Source organism: Streptomyces sp. NBC_00247, assembly GCF_036188265.1.
Classification (GTDB): domain Bacteria; phylum Actinomycetota; class Actinomycetes; order Streptomycetales; family Streptomycetaceae; genus Streptomyces.
Window position 1 is genome coordinate 470,438 of sequence record NZ_CP108093.1, and the last position, 18,256, is coordinate 488,693.

The 18,256-nt window shown below is 70.4% G+C and carries 13 protein-coding genes and 1 tRNA gene; 7 read left to right on the top strand and 7 right to left on the bottom strand.

All coding sequences use genetic code 11. The features are described 5' to 3' along the window. Positions 1 to 3: 3 nt before the first annotated feature. Together OHT52_RS01765 and OHT52_RS01770 are read left to right on the top strand one after the other, a co-directional pair. Positions 4 to 1,983, top strand: coding sequence for a beta-galactosidase (locus OHT52_RS01765; protein WP_328723580.1), 1,980 nt, complete (start codon positions 4 to 6; stop codon positions 1,981 to 1,983). Beyond that, the gene (locus OHT52_RS01770) at positions 1,980 to 4,259 is read left to right on the top strand and encodes a glycosyl hydrolase family 95 catalytic domain-containing protein (protein ID WP_328718309.1); all 2,280 of its coding nucleotides are present in this window, start codon (positions 1,980 to 1,982) and stop codon (positions 4,257 to 4,259) included. Before OHT52_RS01765 ends, OHT52_RS01770 begins: the two co-directional genes overlap by 4 nt. A 71-nt stretch (positions 4,260 to 4,330) precedes the next feature. Here the strand turns inward: OHT52_RS01770 and OHT52_RS01775 are convergent, their stop codons facing one another. Beyond that, on the bottom strand, positions 4,331 to 5,341 hold the full coding sequence (locus OHT52_RS01775) for a LacI family DNA-binding transcriptional regulator (RefSeq protein ID WP_328718310.1): 1,011 nt from the start codon (positions 5,339 to 5,341) through the stop codon (positions 4,331 to 4,333). A gap of 588 nt (positions 5,342 to 5,929) precedes the next feature. Between OHT52_RS01775 and OHT52_RS01780 the strand changes: the two genes are divergently transcribed. Further along, on the top strand, positions 5,930 to 6,859 hold the full coding sequence (locus OHT52_RS01780; protein WP_328718311.1) for a hypothetical protein: 930 nt from the start codon (positions 5,930 to 5,932) through the stop codon (positions 6,857 to 6,859). Positions 6,860 to 7,155: 296 nt separating this feature from the next. Continuing rightward, on the top strand, positions 7,156 to 7,797 hold the full coding sequence (locus OHT52_RS01785) for a YceI family protein (RefSeq protein ID WP_328718312.1): 642 nt from the start codon (positions 7,156 to 7,158) through the stop codon (positions 7,795 to 7,797). Positions 7,798 to 7,904: 107 nt separating this feature from the next. Here OHT52_RS01785 and OHT52_RS01790 read toward each other — a convergent pair whose 3' ends face one another. The 4 genes from OHT52_RS01790 to OHT52_RS01805 all read right to left on the bottom strand — a co-directional run bounded on the left by OHT52_RS01790 (position 7,905) and on the right by OHT52_RS01805 (position 11,505). Beyond that, positions 7,905 to 8,729: an SDR family NAD(P)-dependent oxidoreductase gene (locus tag OHT52_RS01790; protein ID WP_328718313.1), complete on the bottom strand. Its 825-nt coding sequence runs from the start codon at positions 8,727 to 8,729 to the stop codon at positions 7,905 to 7,907. A 32-nt stretch (positions 8,730 to 8,761) separates the two neighbouring features. Continuing rightward, a complete protein-coding gene (locus tag OHT52_RS01795; RefSeq protein ID WP_328718314.1) occupies positions 8,762 to 10,156 on the bottom strand; it encodes a hypothetical protein in 1,395 nt (464 codons plus the stop codon). Positions 10,157 to 10,288: 132 nt separating this feature from the next. Next, positions 10,289 to 10,816 (bottom strand): guanylate kinase, encoded by a 528-nt coding sequence (locus tag OHT52_RS01800; RefSeq protein ID WP_328718315.1) that lies wholly within the window; start codon positions 10,814 to 10,816, stop codon positions 10,289 to 10,291. Between the two features lie 86 nt (positions 10,817 to 10,902). Continuing rightward, positions 10,903 to 11,505, bottom strand: a complete 603-nt coding sequence (locus OHT52_RS01805) for an AAA family ATPase (protein WP_328718316.1) — start codon at positions 11,503 to 11,505, stop codon at positions 10,903 to 10,905. A gap of 688 nt (positions 11,506 to 12,193) precedes the next feature. Between OHT52_RS01805 and OHT52_RS01810 the strand changes: the two genes are divergently transcribed. Both OHT52_RS01810 and OHT52_RS01815 read left to right on the top strand, forming a co-directional pair. Then, on the top strand, positions 12,194 to 13,366 hold the full coding sequence (locus OHT52_RS01810; protein ID WP_328718317.1) for an ATP-grasp domain-containing protein: 1,173 nt from the start codon (positions 12,194 to 12,196) through the stop codon (positions 13,364 to 13,366). Positions 13,367 to 13,586: 220 nt separating this feature from the next. Beyond that, a complete protein-coding gene (locus OHT52_RS01815; RefSeq protein ID WP_328718318.1) occupies positions 13,587 to 15,677 on the top strand; it encodes a SpoIIE family protein phosphatase in 2,091 nt (696 codons plus the stop codon). Between the two features lie 161 nt (positions 15,678 to 15,838). On the opposite strand, the gene OHT52_RS01820 is transcribed toward OHT52_RS01815, so the two are convergent. Continuing rightward, a tRNA-Leu gene (locus OHT52_RS01820) sits at positions 15,839 to 15,926 on the bottom strand. A 198-nt stretch (positions 15,927 to 16,124) separates the two neighbouring features. Between OHT52_RS01820 and OHT52_RS01825 the strand changes: the two genes are divergently transcribed. Beyond that, entirely contained in the window at positions 16,125 to 17,459 is a 1,335-nt protein-coding gene (locus OHT52_RS01825) for a DUF2254 domain-containing protein (RefSeq protein WP_328718319.1), read from the top strand. Positions 17,460 to 17,535: 76 nt separating this feature from the next. Here the strand turns inward: OHT52_RS01825 and OHT52_RS01830 are convergent, their stop codons facing one another. Further along, positions 17,536 to 18,213: a GntR family transcriptional regulator gene (locus OHT52_RS01830; protein WP_328718320.1), complete on the bottom strand. Its 678-nt coding sequence runs from the start codon at positions 18,211 to 18,213 to the stop codon at positions 17,536 to 17,538. Positions 18,214 to 18,256 lie beyond the last annotated feature (43 nt).

Below are 18,256 nucleotides of genomic sequence, written 5' to 3' on the forward strand. Positions count from 1 at the left end.
ACCATGCCGTCCCTGCGTGACGCCACCCGTGGCCGCCTTCTCTTCGGCGGCGACTACAACCCCGAGCAGTGGCCCGAGGAGGTGTGGGCCGAGGACGTGGCCTTGATGAAGGAGGCCGGAGTCAACTCGGTGACACTCGGCGTCTTCTCCTGGGCGAAGATCGAACCCCGCCCGGGTGCCAGGGAGTTCGACTGGCTCGACCGACTGCTGGGGCTCATGGAGGAGAACGGCATCGGGGTGGTCCTCGCCACCCCGACCTCCTCCCCGCCGCCGTGGATGGGCGCTCTGCACCCGGAGACGCTGCCGCGCGCGGAGGACGGCTCGGTCGTCTGGTACGGCTCGCGCCAGCATTTCTGCGCGAGTTCACCGGTGTACCGCCGGTACGCCGCGGCTCTCACAGAGGACCTGGCGGCCCGGTACGCCGGCCACCCGGCGCTGACCATGTGGCACATCAACAACGAGTACTGCACGCACTGCTACTGCGACGAGACGGCGGCGCACTTCCGCCGCTGGCTCGCCGACCGGTACGGCACCCTCGAAGCGGTCAACGAGGCCTGGGGGACGGCTTTCTGGAGCCAGCGGTACGACACCTGGGCGGAGATCCTGCCGCCCCGCAAGGCCCAGTACACGCGCAACCCCACGCAGGTACTCGACTTCAAGCGGTTCACCTCCGACGCCCTGATGGAGTGCTACACCGCCGAGCGCGACATCGTGCGCCGCTACTCCCCCGCCCTCCCGGTGACGTCCAACTTCATGCCGTTGTGGTCGGGGCAGGACGCCTGGGCGTGGGCCGGCCAGGAGGACGTCGTCTCGGTGGACGTCTACCCGGACCCGGCGGACCCGGGAGCGGGGCAGTACAACGCGATGCTCGCCGACATGACGCGCTCGCAGGCCCGGGGACCGTGGATGCTGATGGAGCAGGCCGCGAGCGCGGTCAACTGGCGCCCGGTGAACCACCCGAAGCCCCGAGGGCTCAACCGGCTCTGGTCCCTCCAGTCGGTGGCCCGGGGAGCGGACGCCGTCTGCTACTTCCAGTGGCGCCAGTCCCGGCAGGGCTCGGAGAAGTTCCACTCCGGGATGGTGTCGCACGCGGGTCCCGATGGACGCGCCTTCGGGGAGATCACCCGCATCGGCGCCGAACTGGCCACCCTCGCACCGGAGGTGAGCGGCGCACACGCCCTGGCCGACGTCGCGGTGCTGCACGACTGGGACGCCTGGTGGGGCAGTGCGCAGGAGGGCCGCCCCTCCGCGCACCTGGACTACCCGGAGCTCGTACAAGCCTGGCACCGGGCCCTCTGGGAGAACGGCACCGCGACCGATTTCGCCCGCCCCGAGGCCGACTTGAGCGGCTACCGGATGGTCGTGGTGCCGCAGCTCTATCTCCTGAGCGACGCGGCCGTCGACAACCTGGTCGCGTACGTGGCGGGCGGCGGCACCCTGGTCAGCGGGTTCTTCACCGGCGTCGCCGACGTGGACGACCGCATCCGGCCGGGCGGGATGGACGCACGCCTGCGGGCGCTCTTCTCGATCCGCACGCTCCACGAATGGTGGCCCGTCGAGCCGGAGGCGGGCGTCGACTGCGACGGCTTCCGGGGTCTGCTGTGGTCGGAGGAGCTGGAGGCGGACGGCACCGGCGAGACAGTGGCCGCCTACCGGGGCGGCGAACTGGACGGGCTGCCCGCCGTGCTCCGCAAGGGCGGCGCCTGGTACGTCTCGACCCTGCCGGAGCCCGCGGCCCTGCGCGAACTGCTCGGCCGGGTGGCCGGCGAGGCGGGTGTCCGGCCGGTGGTGGCGGGACTGCCGGAGGGTGTGGAGGCGGTACGCCGGGGCGAGTTGCTCTTCCTCTTCCACCACGGGCGGGGCGAGGTGACCGTGGAGCTTCCGGGGAGTCACGTCGACGTGCTCAGCGGCGCGAGGACGGACGGGACCGTGGAGTTGGGGCGTTACGGCGTGGCGGCTCTCAAGCCGGTCGGCGCGGCATGATCCGGGGCACCTGGGAGCCGCGGCCCGCCGTCCGCTGGGAGGACGCCTTCCTCAGCGGGAACGGTCACCACGGTGCGATGGTGTACGGCGACCCGGTCGACGACCGGGTCATCGTCAACCACCACACCCTCGTCCGGCCCAACGGCAGCGAGCACCTGCGCCCGCCGGAACTGTCCGGGGAACTCGGCCCGCTCCAGGACGCGTTGCTGGCCGGGGACACCCAGGCGGCCGAACGCTTCGGCGCGGGCCGGCCGCTGGTGTGGGTACAGCCGTTCCACCCGGCGTTCCAGACCCGGGTGCGGCGTTCCGGGACGGACGGCCTCGCGCCCCAGGGCCCGGGGGACACCGCTCCCCCGGCCGGACCCGAATCGTCGCCCTACCGCCGCGAGGTGGACTTCACCTCGGGCGAGACCACCGCCTCCTCGGGCCACTGGCGCAGCCAGGTGTTCGTGTCGCGGGCCGACGACGTGATCGCGCAGCGCATCACCGGATTGGCGCCGGCCGTCGAGGTCTCGCTCGACCCGGCCCTGCCCGGCGCTCCGGCGGGTCTGGCCGTCGGCCGCTCGACGGTGCTGACACCGCACGGCGCCCGCCTCGCGCTGCGCCTGCGCTACCCGGACGGCGAACTGTCGTGTCTCGGCGTGACGACGCTGCGCGCCGAGGGCGGCACCGTGTCGGTGGACGGCGACGGCATCCGTGTCACGGGCGCCCAGAGCGTGCTGCTGCTCACCCGGGTGCGCCGTGGACTCGGCGACCCCGATCTCGAAGCCGAGTGGGCAGCCCTGCCGGACACCGGCTACGCCGAGCTTTTTGACCGTCACATGCCCCTGCACCGGGGCGCTTTCGCCCGTTGCGCGTTCTCCCTGCACGACGAGGAGCCGGCCCGTCGGAGCCTGCCGGGCAGTGAACTGCTGCGCCACCCGGACAGCCCCGCGCTGCTGGAGCGGTTGTTCGCGGCGGGCCGTTACCACCTGCTCTCCGCGTCGGGGCTGCTGCCACCACGGCTGACCGGCTTGTGGACGGGCGACTGGGACACCGCATGGTCGGGGGCCTTCACCACCAACGCCAACCTCAACCTCCAGGTGTCCTCGGCCTCCGCGGCGGATCTGCCCGAGGTGCTGGACGCCCATACTCGCCTGATCGAGGGCCAGTTGGAACACTGGCGGGACAACGCCAGGGCGCTCTTCGGCACCCGGGGCATCGTCGCTCCCTCCCACTCGGACGGCGAGTCGGGCCACACCCGCCACTTCCAGCGGGCCTATCCGCTGCACCTGTGGACGGCAGGCGCCGACTGGCTGTTGCAACCCCTGCTCGATCACGCGGCGGCCACCGGCGCGGTTTGGGAGTCACTGGTCTCGGCCTGTGTCGAAGTCGCCGATTTCTACACGGACTTCCTCACGCGCGAGGGTCCGGACGGGAGTGTGGCGATCGTCCCCTCGTACTCGCCGGAGAACCGCCCGGCGAACGCGAGTTGGGGCGCCGTCAACGCCACGATGGACATCGCGGCGGCCCGCCACGCGCTCACCGCGGCGGCGGACCTCGCCCCCGGGCACCCGGACGCGGGCCACTGGCGGAGTCTCGCCGGACGGCTCCCGCACTACCTGGTCAACGAGGACGGCGCGCTGGCGGAGTGGGCCTGGCCCGGACTGCGCGAGACGTACGACCATCGCCACCTCAGCCATCTCTACCCGGTGTGGCCGCTCGACGAGATCAACCCGTACGACACCCCTCGGCTGGCCGGCGCCGCTCACCGCGCGCTGGCGCTGCGGGGTTCGGAGAACGACTCGGCCCACGGCCATCTGCACCACGCGCTGGTCGCGGCGCGGCTGCGGGACCGCTCTCGGGTGTCCTCGGCGCTCGCGTCGGTACTGGCCGGGGACTTCTTCCACGACTCGCTGATGAGCGCGCACTACCCGGCCCGCGACGTCTACAACGCGGACGCCGCCCACGCGTTGCCGGCCGTCGTGCTGGAGATGCTGGTGCAGTCCACGCCGGGCCGGCTGGTCCTGCTGCCCGCGCTCCCGGCCGCGTACCCGCGAGGCTCGCTCCGGGGCGTCCGCACCCGGTTCGGCGCGGCGCTGGACCTCACCTGGACCCCGGACGAGGTCACCGCGGTGCTCCGTCCGGCACGCGACGTCAGGGTCGAGTTGCGTACGGGCCCGCCGCCCGGTGCCCCGGCGGGTGCGGCGGAGCCGGGCGCGGCGTCCTGGATCACGCTCACCGCGGGGGCCGACCGGGTCCTGACGGTGCCGCGACGGGAGGCGGCCGGCCGGTGAGCGGTCCGGCGGACCGCCGGCCGCCCGTGCGGGTGGGCCCGGCCCGAGGCGGTCGGGCCGGCCCGCACGGCTCACACCGCGGGGGCGGGCCCCGTACTGGCCCGTACCGTCAGCTCCGGCGCGATCAGCTCGACCTCGTCCGCGCCTCGGCCGGTGAGCTTGGCCGCCACCAGCTCGACCGCCCGGCGCCCCATCTCCTGGGCGGGAATGGCGACGGAGGTGAGCCGCACGGAGGCCTGTACCGCCACCTGTTCGGGGCAGACCGCGACCACCGAGACGTCCTCGGGCACGGCACGGCCCTGCTGCTGGAGGAGGTTGAGCAGCGGCTCCACGGCGGACTCGTTCTGGACGATGAACCCGGTGGTGCCCGGCCGTTCGTCGAAGATCCGGGACAGAGTCTGCGCCATCGCCGCGTAACCGCCCTCGCAGGGCCGGTGCAGCACGGTCACTCCGGTCTCCCGCGCCTTGGCCCGGATGCCGTCGATGGTGCGCTCGGCGAAGCCGGTGTGCCGTTCGTAGACCGCGGGTGCCTCGCCGATCACGGCGACCTCCCGGTGCCCGAGTCCGGCCAGATGATCCAGGCACAGCGCCCCGGTCGCCTCGAAGTCGAGGTCCACACAGGTCAGTCCGGCCACGTCTGCGGGCAACCCGATGAGCACGGCGGCCCGTTCGGTGTCCCGGAGCACGGGGAGGCGCTCGTCGTGCAGTTCCACGTCCATGAGGATCAGCGCGTCGGCCAGCGAACTCCCGGCGATCCGCCGGACGGCGGCCGGGCCTTCCTCACCGGTGAGGAGCAGTACGTCGTAGCCGTGCGTACGGGCGGTGGTGGCCACCGCGATGGCGATCTCCATCATCACCGGCACGTACATGTCGGTACGCAACGGCACCATCAGGGCGATGATGTTGGATCGGCTGCTGGCGAGCGCGCGGGCCCCGGCGTTGGGGTGGTAGCCGAGCTGTTGGATGCTCAGCTCCACTCGCTCCCGGGTGGGCCCGGAGATGGACCGCTTCCCGCTGAGGACGTAGCTCACCGTGCTCGCGGAGACTCCGGCGTGCTGGGCGACCTCGGCCAGGGTGACCATGCGCTCTCCCTTACGGGTGACAGTGACAGGTGACGGGACGGCAGAACAACAGCGGGAAGGAGGATGGTGGTGAAGCGCTTCGAAACAGCCGCGTTTCCCCCAACCCCCCTCTGACATGCAGAGATCCAAACGAGCCTAGACCGACTCCGGAGAACTGTCCAGAGTGGTGTCGAAGCGCTTCGACACTCGGTGAGACTCAGGGACCGGGAAGTCCCGCGATGGCTCCGGACGGCTGCGGGAAGCCCGGAACCCGTTCCGTCGACGACCCGGCCCCGGCCACCGCGACCCCGTGAAACCGGCGTTCCGGTGGCGTGCGTCCGTACGGTGCCATGGGCTGTTCCGTTCCTCGGTTCCCAGCGGGAAGACGGGGGGTTCCGGACTCGTAGTCGCCGCACGGGGCCAAAAGGTTGCCACCGATGGAGGGCCGGTTCATCGCGCGTTCGGCCGGCGGTTCCCCCGCGGGCCCGAGCGGAACCGCGACTCACCCTCGAAGGACGGTCGCCGGACATCCCGCAGCAGCCTCGCCGGCTCTCACGCAGGGCGGGAAACCGTTCGATCCCGGTTCGGCGGCGTCGCTACGCTGCGCGGATGGACGAGGAAGCGACATCGGTCGACGCCAGGGATCTTTACCAGGAACTGCTGGGACACGGGGGTCCGAACGCCTTCGGGGCGGTGGTGGCGCCGTGGCTCGCACGCGGCGCCGCCGATTACCCGGCCTGGCTGGCAACGGCGGCGGACTCGCTCTGCCGGGAGGACTTCGACGGACCGGCCGATCTCCGCAACGCGATGAGCTGGGAGCTGTACGCCCTCAGCCGGGTCAGCGACATGCTGCTCCTGGCCCATCAGCCTCCTGCCGACCCGGGGATCGAGGCACCGTGGGCCCGTCGCTCGCGCTCGCTCGACGGGTGGCCGGCGCTCGGCCTGGAGCAGTATCTCCGCCTGTTCACCGATCTTGGGCTGAAGCCGTTCCGGCCGACGGGCCCCTTCGACCCCTTCCTCCACGAAATCGTCGAAGTCGAGCAGGCCGAGGATCCGGAGGAAGCCGTCCGCGTGACCGGGACGGTCTGGCCGGGACTGTGGCTGGGGCCGCTGCTGTTCAGCCGTGCCGGCGTACGCGTCCGGGCCGGCGCCCGGCACGCGGAGCGCGGCGTCGCCGACCGCTCCCCGCTCTACTGGACCTTCCTGCGCCGCCACCGGCCCACCGTCGACCTGTCGCAGGGGTGGGGCAGCAACTCCCAGTGGCGCACCGACTTCCGCCTGGACCACCGGACGCCGACGGGCAGAAGGGTCAACGCCGACGGCCGAAGGGACCTGGACGACGGCGGAGCGAACCCCGACCCCTGCGAAGCACTGCTGACCCCTGCCGAGCGGCGTCAACTGCTGTCCAGTCGATGCCTGTTGCGCACGCCGGAGAACGTGGCCGCGCTGACAGCCGCAGACGCCTCCTGGGCGGTGGACTTCTTCCCGTACGACTGGCGGCTGCCCTCCTCCGGACACCCCGGCAGCACGACCGGGTGACGGCGCTCCCCCGCGGGAACTCCGCCGGGCCTCCCGCACGCCGCCCGCCGGAAGTCCGACGCGCTCCACGCGGCGCCCCGCGGCCCGGGGACGAAGTCGCGGACGAACCGTGGAGCAGTCGTACGCCGACCGCCCATCGCTCCCCACCCCCAGCACGGTCGTGCCGGAGCGCCGCTCACCCGGGCGCTACGCCGCGTACCCACGAGGGCTCCACTTCGTGAAGGTTCGCGTGCACATGGTCGGATTCCTCGACGCTCTCTTACCTTGATCGTTTTCTCACAGTAACTAAGTACTTCATGAACATCTTCAGCCGCAGCTCAACGCCCCGACGCACAGTTGACCCGGGCACGGACACGACGGTCGCGCCTGCCGCCGTGCTTCCCCCTCCCGCGCTGAAGGGACTCACCGGAGAATGGATGATCGATCCGGCGCACAGCAGGATCGGATTCTCCGTGCGGCACGCCATGGTGACGACGGTGCGGGGTTCCTTCGCCGAGTACGAGAGCCTCCTCTACTTCGACGGCAGTACCCCCTCCCGCTCCCGGGCCGAGATCGCCATCGCCACCGCCAGCGTCGACACCGGCGTGGAACAGCGCGACGCGCACCTCGTCGGGCGGGAGTTCCTGGACGCCCGGAAGCACCCCCGGATGGTCTTCACCAGCTCCGCCGTGAGCCTCGTCGCCCAGGACCTCTTCCGTATGACGGGAGACCTCACGATCAGGGGCACCACCAACCCGGTAGACCTGGACCTCACCTACATCGGGCACGTCACCGACCCGTTCGGCTACGAACGGGTCGGCTTCGACGGCACCACCACCATCAACCGCACCGACTGGGGCCTCACCTACAACGCCCGCCTCGCCGAAGGCGGAGCCATGGTCAGCGAGAAGCTCCGCCTCCAGTTCGACATCGCCGCGATCCGGAAGCCGGTCGCGTAGCAGGAGCGGGGCGAGACGGCGCGGCGGGTTGGAGGACGGGCCGCCGGAAAACCGGCTTACAGACCGGGCCCGGCACGTAAGCATGGATCAACCGGCGCGCACTGCTCTCACCGCTCCGGCCCCAGGCCCGCCTGCGGCTGCCCGCCGTCGACCGGAACGTGAGCTCCGTTCATCGCTCCCGACACCGGCGACAGCAGGAATCCAATAACCTGCGCGACTTCCTCCGCGTCGAGCAGCCGCCCGCTGGGGTTCCTCCGGGCGTACGCCTCATAAGCCTCAGGGTCCCGACGCCGCAGCCGGTCCCAGCTCTTTCCCGGTATGAGGATCGAGCCGGGGCTGACCGTGTTGACCCGAATCCGGCGGGGGGCGAGTTCCTGACACAGTGCGCCCGCGAGGTAGATCTCCGAGGCCTTCGCAGCGCCGTACTGCGCCGGAAAACGTGGCTTCCACCCCGAGACGGAGGAGACCAGCACCACGGAACTACCGGGGCGAACGCTGTCGAGGGCAGCGCGGATGGCGCGCACGGCATGGCCGCCGTTCAGTTCCCAGGTCGCTGCCCAGTCTTCTCGAGTCGACTCGAGAAGGCCACCGCCACGCTTGCCACCAATGTTGGCGACCAAGCCGTCGAGCCCGCCGAGGAGTTCTCCTGCACGCCGGGTGAAGTCCTCCAGCTCACCCTGTGCCAGCACGTCCACCGATTCCGTCAGCACGCGAACGCCGAACTCTTCGCGCAACCCGGACGCCGCACGCGTGAGGCTCTCGCGGTTCCGGCCGCAGATCGCTACCGACGCCCCCTCTGCGGCAAGGAGACGCGCCGTCGCGTAGCCCAACCCCCTGCTGCCTCCGGTCACCACAAACGATCGGCCTCGCAGTCCATAGACCGTTGGCGGACTCGTCGCTGCGCCGTGCACAGCTTTTTCATCTATGCCCATGAGCGCCACTCTGACATCAGTAGTGGCAGAGGTCAGCGCACAAGCTTGCGTATGACGATGCCCACGATGAGTGTGGTGAACAGCATGCCCGCAACGGTGAATGCCACCGCGAGCGCGGACCACTCAGCCGTTTTCAGCTCCGAGGGCATACCGGTTCCCACGTTCAGCCACAGGGCCAGGGCCAATACCAGGCTCTTGCCCATGACAACCGCGTCCATGAGGCCTCGTCCCGGCTCCCGCCCAACACCTGCCAGATGGAAGGCCGCTCCGGTCAGCAGCACACACAGCCCGAGGACCCGTGCCGGGTTCCGTGCGCGTACCCCCCACCCGAGAACCCCGCCGAGGATCACCCGCTCAAGGGTTCTCCGCAGCACAGGTAACGTGGCGGCCTCGCGTTGCCTCGCGAGGTAGTAGAGCTCGTCGACCTCGCGATTCCGGTTTCTTCTGGCCAGCGCAGACCGCACTGACTCGATCGTCGCGGCAGTCACCTCGGTGAAGGAGCGTTCCAGAAAGCCCAGAGCCTGGGTGGCGTTGCGGAAGACCTGGCCGGCTAGCTCCATGTCCCCGACGCTCGACGAACCGTCCAGGCTGTAGCGCGAACATCCCAACGGAATGCCGAGTGTTCCCGTGACCGAAGAGCCGTGCAGGCTGATGACGGACGATGCCTCGGAGGACGCGGAAAGGGACACGACCGTCGTGTTGTGCAGAGCCAGTCGGGCGACTCCCCCGCTCTCGAGGTCCCCCTCGGTCAGCCTCAGATTCCGTAACTCCACCGGTCCTCCGACAGCACTGTTGGAGATCTTGCTGTCCTGAGCGGGAATGACGAGCCCGTTGACGCGCATAGTCTCACTGCAACGTAGTTCGTTCGCGCACAAGGGCTCGTCCAGACGAACTCGCCGCAGGGTGAGTGCGCAGGTCTCGACATCGTCGATGTCGATCGCGGACAGCCAGAGATCGTCGAAGGTGATGTCCTCTCGGGCTTTCAGGCCCTTCAGCACCACTCTCGGCCGGCCTAGCCTGCCGCCCGACGCCTGACTTCGGATCGTCAGCGAAGCCACACGCGTGTTGGCGATACGCAGAGGGCCGCGCAGCGCGTTCACCTGTATCACCTCCTCAACCCGCAGACGTTCGAGTCGTGTAGTGCCGCACGAGTGCACAGCCACGAAGTCCAGCGCCGAATCGATGATCGTGACTTCGCATCCCATCGCAGCATTGCGGACGGTCAGGCGGCCGATGCGCGAGTTGACCACCAGCAGCGCGTCCGCCTCCACGTGATCAATGACGAGTTCATCGATGTGGCACGATCGAACGGTCAGCGCCCCGTCGACGTTCATGCGCTCCAGGGAGACCCGGTCGGCCGACACCGTATCGAGCAGGAGATCAGTTGCGACCTCATCGTGCCTCAAGTGCACACTGCGCTCGTTCACAGTCCGTTGACGACCGATCCTCGCCAAATCTTCCAGTGTACGGACGACCCCCACCCGCATCCCCCTGCCACTCGCAATCATGAATCTGGTACACGGACAGCGGCCCTGGTCGGCCAACACGCAGCACATGCATCAGGAAGCGCCGTCCCCCCGAGGAAGCGCCAGAGCAGCCTCCAGCTCGTCCCGCCGCAACGCGTCTCGCGTACGGACGCGTTCGCCACTGATCTCTTTGGCTGCGGTCGTGGGGTCCGTACGGTCCGTCCGGATCACCATGTCGAACAGATCCTTCACGTCGGAATCGAGCACATCCGCCGAAGTCTGGTCCCACGCAGCAAGTCGCTCCGCCGTGTCCAGGTCACCACGTTCCAGGGAGCGCTTCTCGCACTCACTCCGAGGAACCCAGAGAAGGACACGTAACCAGGAAACGGAGGGAGTTTCGGCCAGCAACCGCCGCATGTCCGCGAGGTTGCCAATATGGGTGACCGGGATCGCCCCGCGCTGCCGCGCCTCGTCCAACGACTTTCGGTCAACCGCGTAGACGTTTCCGTAGCGACGGGTCTCCACCACGATCCGGCCCACCCTGCGCAGAGACTCCAGTTCCTCCGCAGTCACGAAGCGATATCCGGCCGAGCGACCGGATCCATGCTTGAGCTTGATCAACAGCTCGAAGCGTGGATCCGCGGAACAGAGGGCTGCCGTGACGGTGTCCTTCCCCGCAGCCGGGGGGCCGTACAGAACGACGGCCCTCATGAGCTGCCCAAGAGCAACTGCGCCACGCCTTCGACCTGTTCAGCCAGCGGACGCGCCGCCCCGATCCGGTTGTCGATCAGGTGGTGAGGGATCACCGGCCGGAGTTCGAGATCGATCCCACCGGTATAGGTGGGCCAGTGCGTCAGTTTCCACGTGTCGCGGGAAGCGTTCCTGGAGATCAATCGGTCGCGCATGGATTCGAGGTCACTGTCCACCCACACAGTCGCGAAGCGATTCCCTGACCTTCTGCAACGTCGCGCGACTCTGGACGTCCACTGCCGGTCGACGCTCTCGGCGAGGAACGGAGCCACGGCAACGACAGACGTGCCGCACTCAAGGTTCTCCCACACGGTCTTCATCAGGCACTCGTACTCGAGAGGTCTGACCTGCTCCAGGTAGGAAGAGCTGTGCCGGTCATCGGGATCGCCGCCCAACGCGGTCAGTAGACGTTCGGTCATCGGGCGGCTGATCGTGTCCTTGTCGAGCATGGCCCAACCTGTTGCCGCGGCGAGCAGTTTGCCCGCTTCGGACTTCCCTGACCCGGCATATCCGGCGACGAGAATCAAGGTGGTCGGATCGGTCGCCAACCCAGTGGTCATTCTTCGTCCCCCCGACGTGCTTCGACTCAACTTGGCTCACCCTAGGGGCTGATGGGGGTATAACCACCATGCGCTCAGCGCGTACGAAGCAATCCGGCCGTAGCCGCAGATGCCGTCGAACAGAGCGAGGAGCCCACGGGGCACAGGACCGCCTGCCGACATCCCTCCTGTGTCTGGACGGCCAGCAGGTCACAGACGCGGAAAGATCTACTGTTCGGGGCTCAGGTGGACTACACGACCGGGCGATGCCGTTCGACAGGTGTGACGTCGAAACGCCCGACGCGAACCCCTGCGACTGGCCGGAAAGCGTTTCATCAACGCCACCTGAGCGCCCACCTACTGAAGCAGCTGCCCGCCCGACACCGTGCGCTCAGCCGGACCGAGCGGCGATGGCGTGGTAGCCGTCCAGGAAGCGCAGAAGCCGTGGGCTTCAGATCCTGGCGCCACCCGTCCACGAAAGGGCAGAACCACTCCGGGCCGGACATTGCCGCGAACCGGGGTCCGGGCATCGGACCGCGAAATCCGTAACACGCACGTAGCCAACGCGGGCCGTCCTGCCCCCTAGGATCACCCCAACGCTCCCCCACCTGCGGTTCTCCGCGTCGCACGTGGTCGGCGTTCCCTCCCTCTCTCACCGACCGGATCCGGCCCCGCCCCGCCGTGTCCGCGACCCCGGAAGGCGGCCTGCATGGTCTCTCCCGTACGCGTCTGGCTCAACCGCACGTACGCGGAGAACGTCTTCTTCATGGATCAGCTGCGGCGCAATCCGCACGGCCGTCCTGTCGAGATCCACGCCACGCACGCCGACCCGGACTCCCCGGTACTCGCGGCCGCCGACACCTGCGCTCCGGAGCCGGAGAACCTGTCGCCCGCCGCGTACGTCGAGTACGCGCTCGACCAGTGCGCGCGGCGCGGCACCGACGTGTTCGTACCCGTCCTCCACCAGGCGGCTCTGGCCGCGCACCGCGAGGACTTCGCGGCCCTCGGGACGGCGTTGCTCGCGCCGCCCGCCGAGGCGATAGGCCTCTTCGCGAACAAGGCACTGGCCTACGAGACCGTGGGGCGGGTCGGCGTTCCGGTGCCACCGTGGTGGCGGGTGCGCGACGAGGCACAACTTCTGGCCGCGGTCGACGCCATCGAGGCGCAGGGCGGCAAGGCGTGCTTCAAGCCGACCGGCGGCGAGGGCGGCGTCGGCTTCCGGATCATCACCCGGGCGCCGTTCTCCATGCTGCACCTGACCGGATTCCCGAGCCCGTACGTGCCGTTGGAGCTGGTGACGAGGGCGCTGCGGCGCACCGAGCGGTCCGTCGACTGGCTCGTGATGCCGCGTCTGGACGAGCCGGAGGTCTCCGTCGACTGCCTCACCGGCCCCGACGGAGCGGTCCGGCTGGCGGTGGGCCGTACGAAGAACGGCCGGCGGCGCGGCTTCACGCTCGACCCCGCGTGGATCGATCCTGCCCGCCTGATCGCCCGGTCCTTCGGCCTGCACTGGCTGACGAACATCCAGTTCCGCCTGCACGCGGGCGAGCCCGTCCTGATGGACGTCAACACCCGCCCCGCCGGTGGCCTGCACCAGCTCTCCGAGTGCGGCCTCAACGTGCCGTGGGCGGCCGTACGCCTCGCACTCGGCGACGATCCCGGCGAGCTGAGCCCGGACTTCCTGGGCTCCGACTACGCGGTGGTCCCGGGACCGCGCGCACTGCGCCCGGCGGTCCCGCGGCAGCGGACGCCGTCGGCCCCGCTCACGCCTCTCCTCACCGCCGGCCCCGGCCCTGGCCCCGGCCCTGTTCCCGGCCCCGTAGCAGGCCTGGAGTCCGCCCTGCCGGTGGGAGGCGTACCGCAGACGGCCGAACTGCCCTGACCGGTCCGGGGCCCTCCGCCCGGCAGGCGGGCGGGCGGCCGCTGGTGGTCCCACCCGCGAGCGCGCTCGGCGTGCCGCGACCGCCCGGGGCCGAGCGGCTGTCTCCGCGTCGGGACGGCAGGCGGTGGTCCCGCCGCGCCGGACCACGGACGGCCCGGGTTGCCGCCTCCGGCCGATGCGGGATGGTGAGAGGGACGGCCACGGAGGGAGGCTGCGGCAAGTGAATGCTTCCCTCGACGACACCACGGTGCTGAACGCGCTGTTCGCCGACTCGCCACAGGGCTTGTTCGTCTTCGACAGCGACCACACGGTCATGCGGTACAACCCTTCCGGCCTGGGGGTACGGGATCTCCCCGCCGAGGAGGTGATCGGGCACCGGGTGCACGACTTCGCCCCCGGATTCGACGCCGACGCCACGGTCGCCCTGATCGACGAGGTACTCAGGACCGGCGAACCGGTGCGGCGGCACCAGATACGGGGACGGGCGCCGTCCGCCCCCTACAACAACCAGATCCTGCAGGTCTCCCTCTTCCCCCTCGACGGACCCGCCGGTGAACCAAGACGTGTGGTGGGCGTGGTCGAGGACGTGACCGAGCACCAGGCCGCGGCGGACAGGCTGGCCGTCCTCAGCGGCGTGCACGCGGCTCTCGGTCCGGTGCTGGAGGCACGGCCCCTCGCCGACGGACTCGTGGGGGCCCTCGTGCCGGCGTTCGCCGACGCCGCGAGCGTCGACCTGCTGGACGAGGCCGGGGGGCCGGGCGCGGGGCTCGCCGACGTCCCGCCGCGGGACGCCCCTCTGCGCCGTGTGTCCTTCGCACCGGCGGACACCATCACGAGCAGGAAGGACGGCGAGAGTCGCCCGTTCCCGTTCGCCACCCCGTACTCGCAGGCCTTGGGGGACGCGCGGGCGCGTCTGGTCCCCGTCTCGCGCGACGCCGCGTGGCTGAGGGCCTCTCCCGAAGGCCTCGCTCCCCTGGTCGAGGCGGGCGTGCACTCCATGATCGTCGCCCCGCTCGTGGTCCGGGAGACCGTCCTGGGGCTGCTGACCCTCTACCGGTACAGGCCGGACCCCTTCGAGGAGGCGGACCTGGACGTGGCGCGCCAGGCGGCCTCCGCCGCCTCCGCGCACCTGGACAACGCGTACAGGTACCACCGCGAAAGGACGATCGCGACGGCCCTGCACCGCAGGCTCCAGCCGGACGCGGTCCCCGCTCTCACCGCCGTGGAGACCGCCCACGTGTACCTGCCCGAGACCGCCGGGGGCGACTGGTTCGACGTCATTCCCCTGTCGGGCACCCGAGTCGCCCTGATCGTCGGCGACGTCAACGGCCACGGCATCGAGGCGGCCGCGACCATGGGCCAGCTGAGGATCGCCGTGCGCACCCTCGCCCTCCAGGACCTGGAGCCGGACGAACTGCTCACCCATCTGGACGAGGTCTGCGCCCAACTCCCGGGCAGCGCCGCATCGAGCGGAGAGGCCGCGGTGGCCACCTGCGCGATCACCGTCTACGACCCGGTCTCCCGGCGCTGCACCATGATCCGTGCCGGACATCCGGCACCGCTGGTCATCGACCCGGACGGTACACGCCGCACGATCGACGTCCCTGAGGGTCCACCGCTGGGAGCGGGCGGCGGACGCGCCTACTTCGCAGCCGAGACCGAGCTTCTCCCGGGCAGCCTGCTCGCCCACTTCACCAACGGTCTTCTCGACGTCGGCGGCCATGACCGCGCCGAAGCCGCGTGCCGGCTCGCGGACGTGCTCGCTTCCACCACCCAGCCCCTTGCCGAACTGTGCGACACCGCCGTCTACCGGATGGCGCCGTCCCACGACGACGACGCGGTCCTCCTGCTCGCCCGCACCCGGGCCTTCCCGCCGGACCAGGTGGCGGACTGGACCCTGCCCGCCGACGCCTCCGTGGTGGCGACCGCCCGCAGGCTCGTCGACCGCCAGCTCGCCGCCTGGGAACTCGAGGACGCCGCCCACTCCGCCGAACTCGTCGTCAGCGAGCTGGTCACCAACGCGATCCTCTACGGCACCGGCCCGGTCCGGCTGCGCCTCGTCCACGACCGTGGACGGCTGCTGTCCGAGGTCACCGACGCCAACAGCGCCAGCCCTCACCTCCGCCACGCCCGGGCGAGCGACGAGGGGGGTCGCGGGCTCTACATCGTGATGCGCCTCAGCACGCGCTGGGGCGTCCGCCACGGGCGCCGGAACAAGACCATCTGGTGCGAGCAGCGGCTCGACGCACCGTCCTCCGGGACGACGGCCCCGGAGGTGGCGCTCGATCTGGAAGCCGTACCGGAGCTGTGACCGGCTGTCGCCGTGACCTTGCCGGGGCGCCGCCGGTCGTGCTCGGCACCGGACCCGACTCTCCGCCCGTCATCCCTCGTCCGGCCGGGAATCGCTCGCCCGTGGGTCACGCCACGACCCGAAAAACACGAAAGACCCCAGGTGATCTGGGGTCTTTCCGTTGGTGTCCGAGGGGGGACTTGAACCCCCACGCCCGATAAAGGGCACTAGCACCTCAAGCTAGCGCGTCTGCCATTCCGCCACCCGGACAAGGTGTCTGTCGTTCGCGGTGTTTCCCGCTCCGACAAAGAGAACAATACCAGGGGTTTGGACCCTCGATCACCCCTGTTTCCCGTGGTCAGTGCGGTGCCGGGTGTCACGGGGGCCGATTTCCGGGCCCTCGGACGCACGCGCGTACGGTGTGTCACCGGACGCGTACCCAAGGTCGCGCGGGCTACCTTCGCGGTCATGAACGTCCGGTACCACCTGCGCCCTTTCGCCCTCTCGGACCTGCGCGAGCATCTGCGGGACACCTTCTGGTTCGCTCCGGCCGCGGGGCTCCTGGGCGCTTTCCTCCTCTGGTGGGGGGTCTCGACGCTGGATTCGGCGATCGTCACGCATCTGCGGGTCGACAAGGCCTACCGGGAACTGGGCGATCTGGCTTCCTTCGCCAACGACGCGCGTACGGTCGTCACCACGGTCAGCGCGGCGATGATGACCTTCATCGGCGTCGTCTTCAGCATCTCGCTGGTGGCCGTGCAGATGGCGAGCGGGCAGCTCACGCCCCGCATCGTCCGGATCTTCGTGCGGAGCCGGATCACCAAGCTCACCCTGACGGTGTTCCTGGCGACCTTCGTGTTCTCGCTCCTGGTCCTGACCTCGTACGAGAGCGAGACGGAGGTCCCGCGTCTGACCTCCGTGCCGGTGCTGCAGAGCCTGCTGACCCTGGCCATGGTCGCCCTGAGCCTGCTGCTCTTCATCACGTACGTGTCGTCCACGCTGCGGCTGCTCCAGGTGGGCCCGGTCGTCGACCGGATCGCCCGTGACTCGCTGCGCGCGCTGGAACGGCAGCCGCGCGAGGAGGACCGGGAGGGGGCCGCCGGCACTCCTGGCGGCCCGCCGCCGCTGCCGCCGGAGACCGGGAGGGTGCGGTACGGGGGCCGGGCGGGGGTGCTGCGGGACGTGGACGCGGCGAGGCTCGTGCGGGTGGCACGGCGGCGCGGGGTGGTTCTGCGACTGCTCCCCCGCATGGGGGACTTCCTGGTGCCCGGCATGCCCGTACTGGCGGTGCACGGCGGCGGAACCGGCCCCGGGTCCGTACCCGGTGACGCCGTGTCCGTGGGTGTCGAGCGCACGCTGCGCCGCGATGCGTCGTTCGGCCTGCGGCAGCTCACGGACATCGCGCTGCACGCCCTGTCCGCCGCCGTGAACGACCCGACCACCGCGGTGCAGTGTCTGGACCGGACCGTGCAGTTCCTGGCGGCCCTGGCGGACCGGCCGCTCGGTACGGTGCGCCACCGCGACCACCGGGGCGCGGTCCGGCTCGTGGTGGAGACGCCGGACTGGGACGACCTGGTGGATCTGGCGTTCGAGGAGGTCAGGCGGTGCGTTCCCGGGGCGGGACCGCAGGTCACCAGGCGGCTGCTGGCCGGCCTGGACGACCTGTTGACGGCCGTACCGGCCACGCGCGCGGCGGCCTTGCTCAGGCACCGCGCGCTCCTGGTCCTGGCGGTGGAGCGGACGTCACCGGAGCACGCCGAGCGGACGTTCGGGCTGATCCCGGACCGGAAGGGAATCGGCTGAACGGCCGGCACCCGTCCCCCGCGGACCGGGTCCGGACCCTGGAACGCGGCCCCGGACCGTGGACCGGGTCCCCGGGTCAGCCCTTCTCGCGCTCGTGGTACGTCCGGCGGGTGTGCTCGGTGTGCGCCCGCATGATCTCCGTGGCTCGCTGCTCGTCGTGGGTCGCGATGGCGGCGATCAGCTCACGGTGCTCGGTCCAGGACTGCTTCCCCCGCCGTCGGGCCACCGGTGTGTAGTACCAGCGGACCCGGCGCCCGACCTGGGCGGCGAGGGCCGACAGCACCACGTTCTTGGCCAGCTCCATGACCTTGGCGTGGAACTCCGCGTTCAGCGCGACCGCGAGATCGACGTCGTCCTCTGCGACCGCCGCTTCGCCCCGGTCGCAGAGCTCCTCCAGCGCCGCCACACCGTCCGCGTCCGCGTGGGCGGCGGCCAGCCGCCCGGCCTCGGCCTCCAGCAGGGTGCGGACCGAGAGCAGCTGGTCGGCCTCCTCCTCGGTCGGCTCGTGCACGAAAGCGCCCTGGGCGGGGCGCAGGTCGACCCATCCCTCGGTGTTGAGCCGCTGGAGCGCCTCGCGCACCGGCTGCCGGGACACGCCGAGCTGGCCGGCCAGTTCGCTCTCCACCAGGTGCTGACCGGGCCGGAGGGCGCGGATGGTGATGAGTTCGAGCAGCGCCTCGTACACGCGTTCGCGCAACGGGCCCGGTCGTTCCAGTTTCGGCACGGCCCCCTGCGGCAGTCCTGCAAACAACATCGCGCTCCCCCTCCGGGCGGCGAGTAATTGCTTATCGTCTACA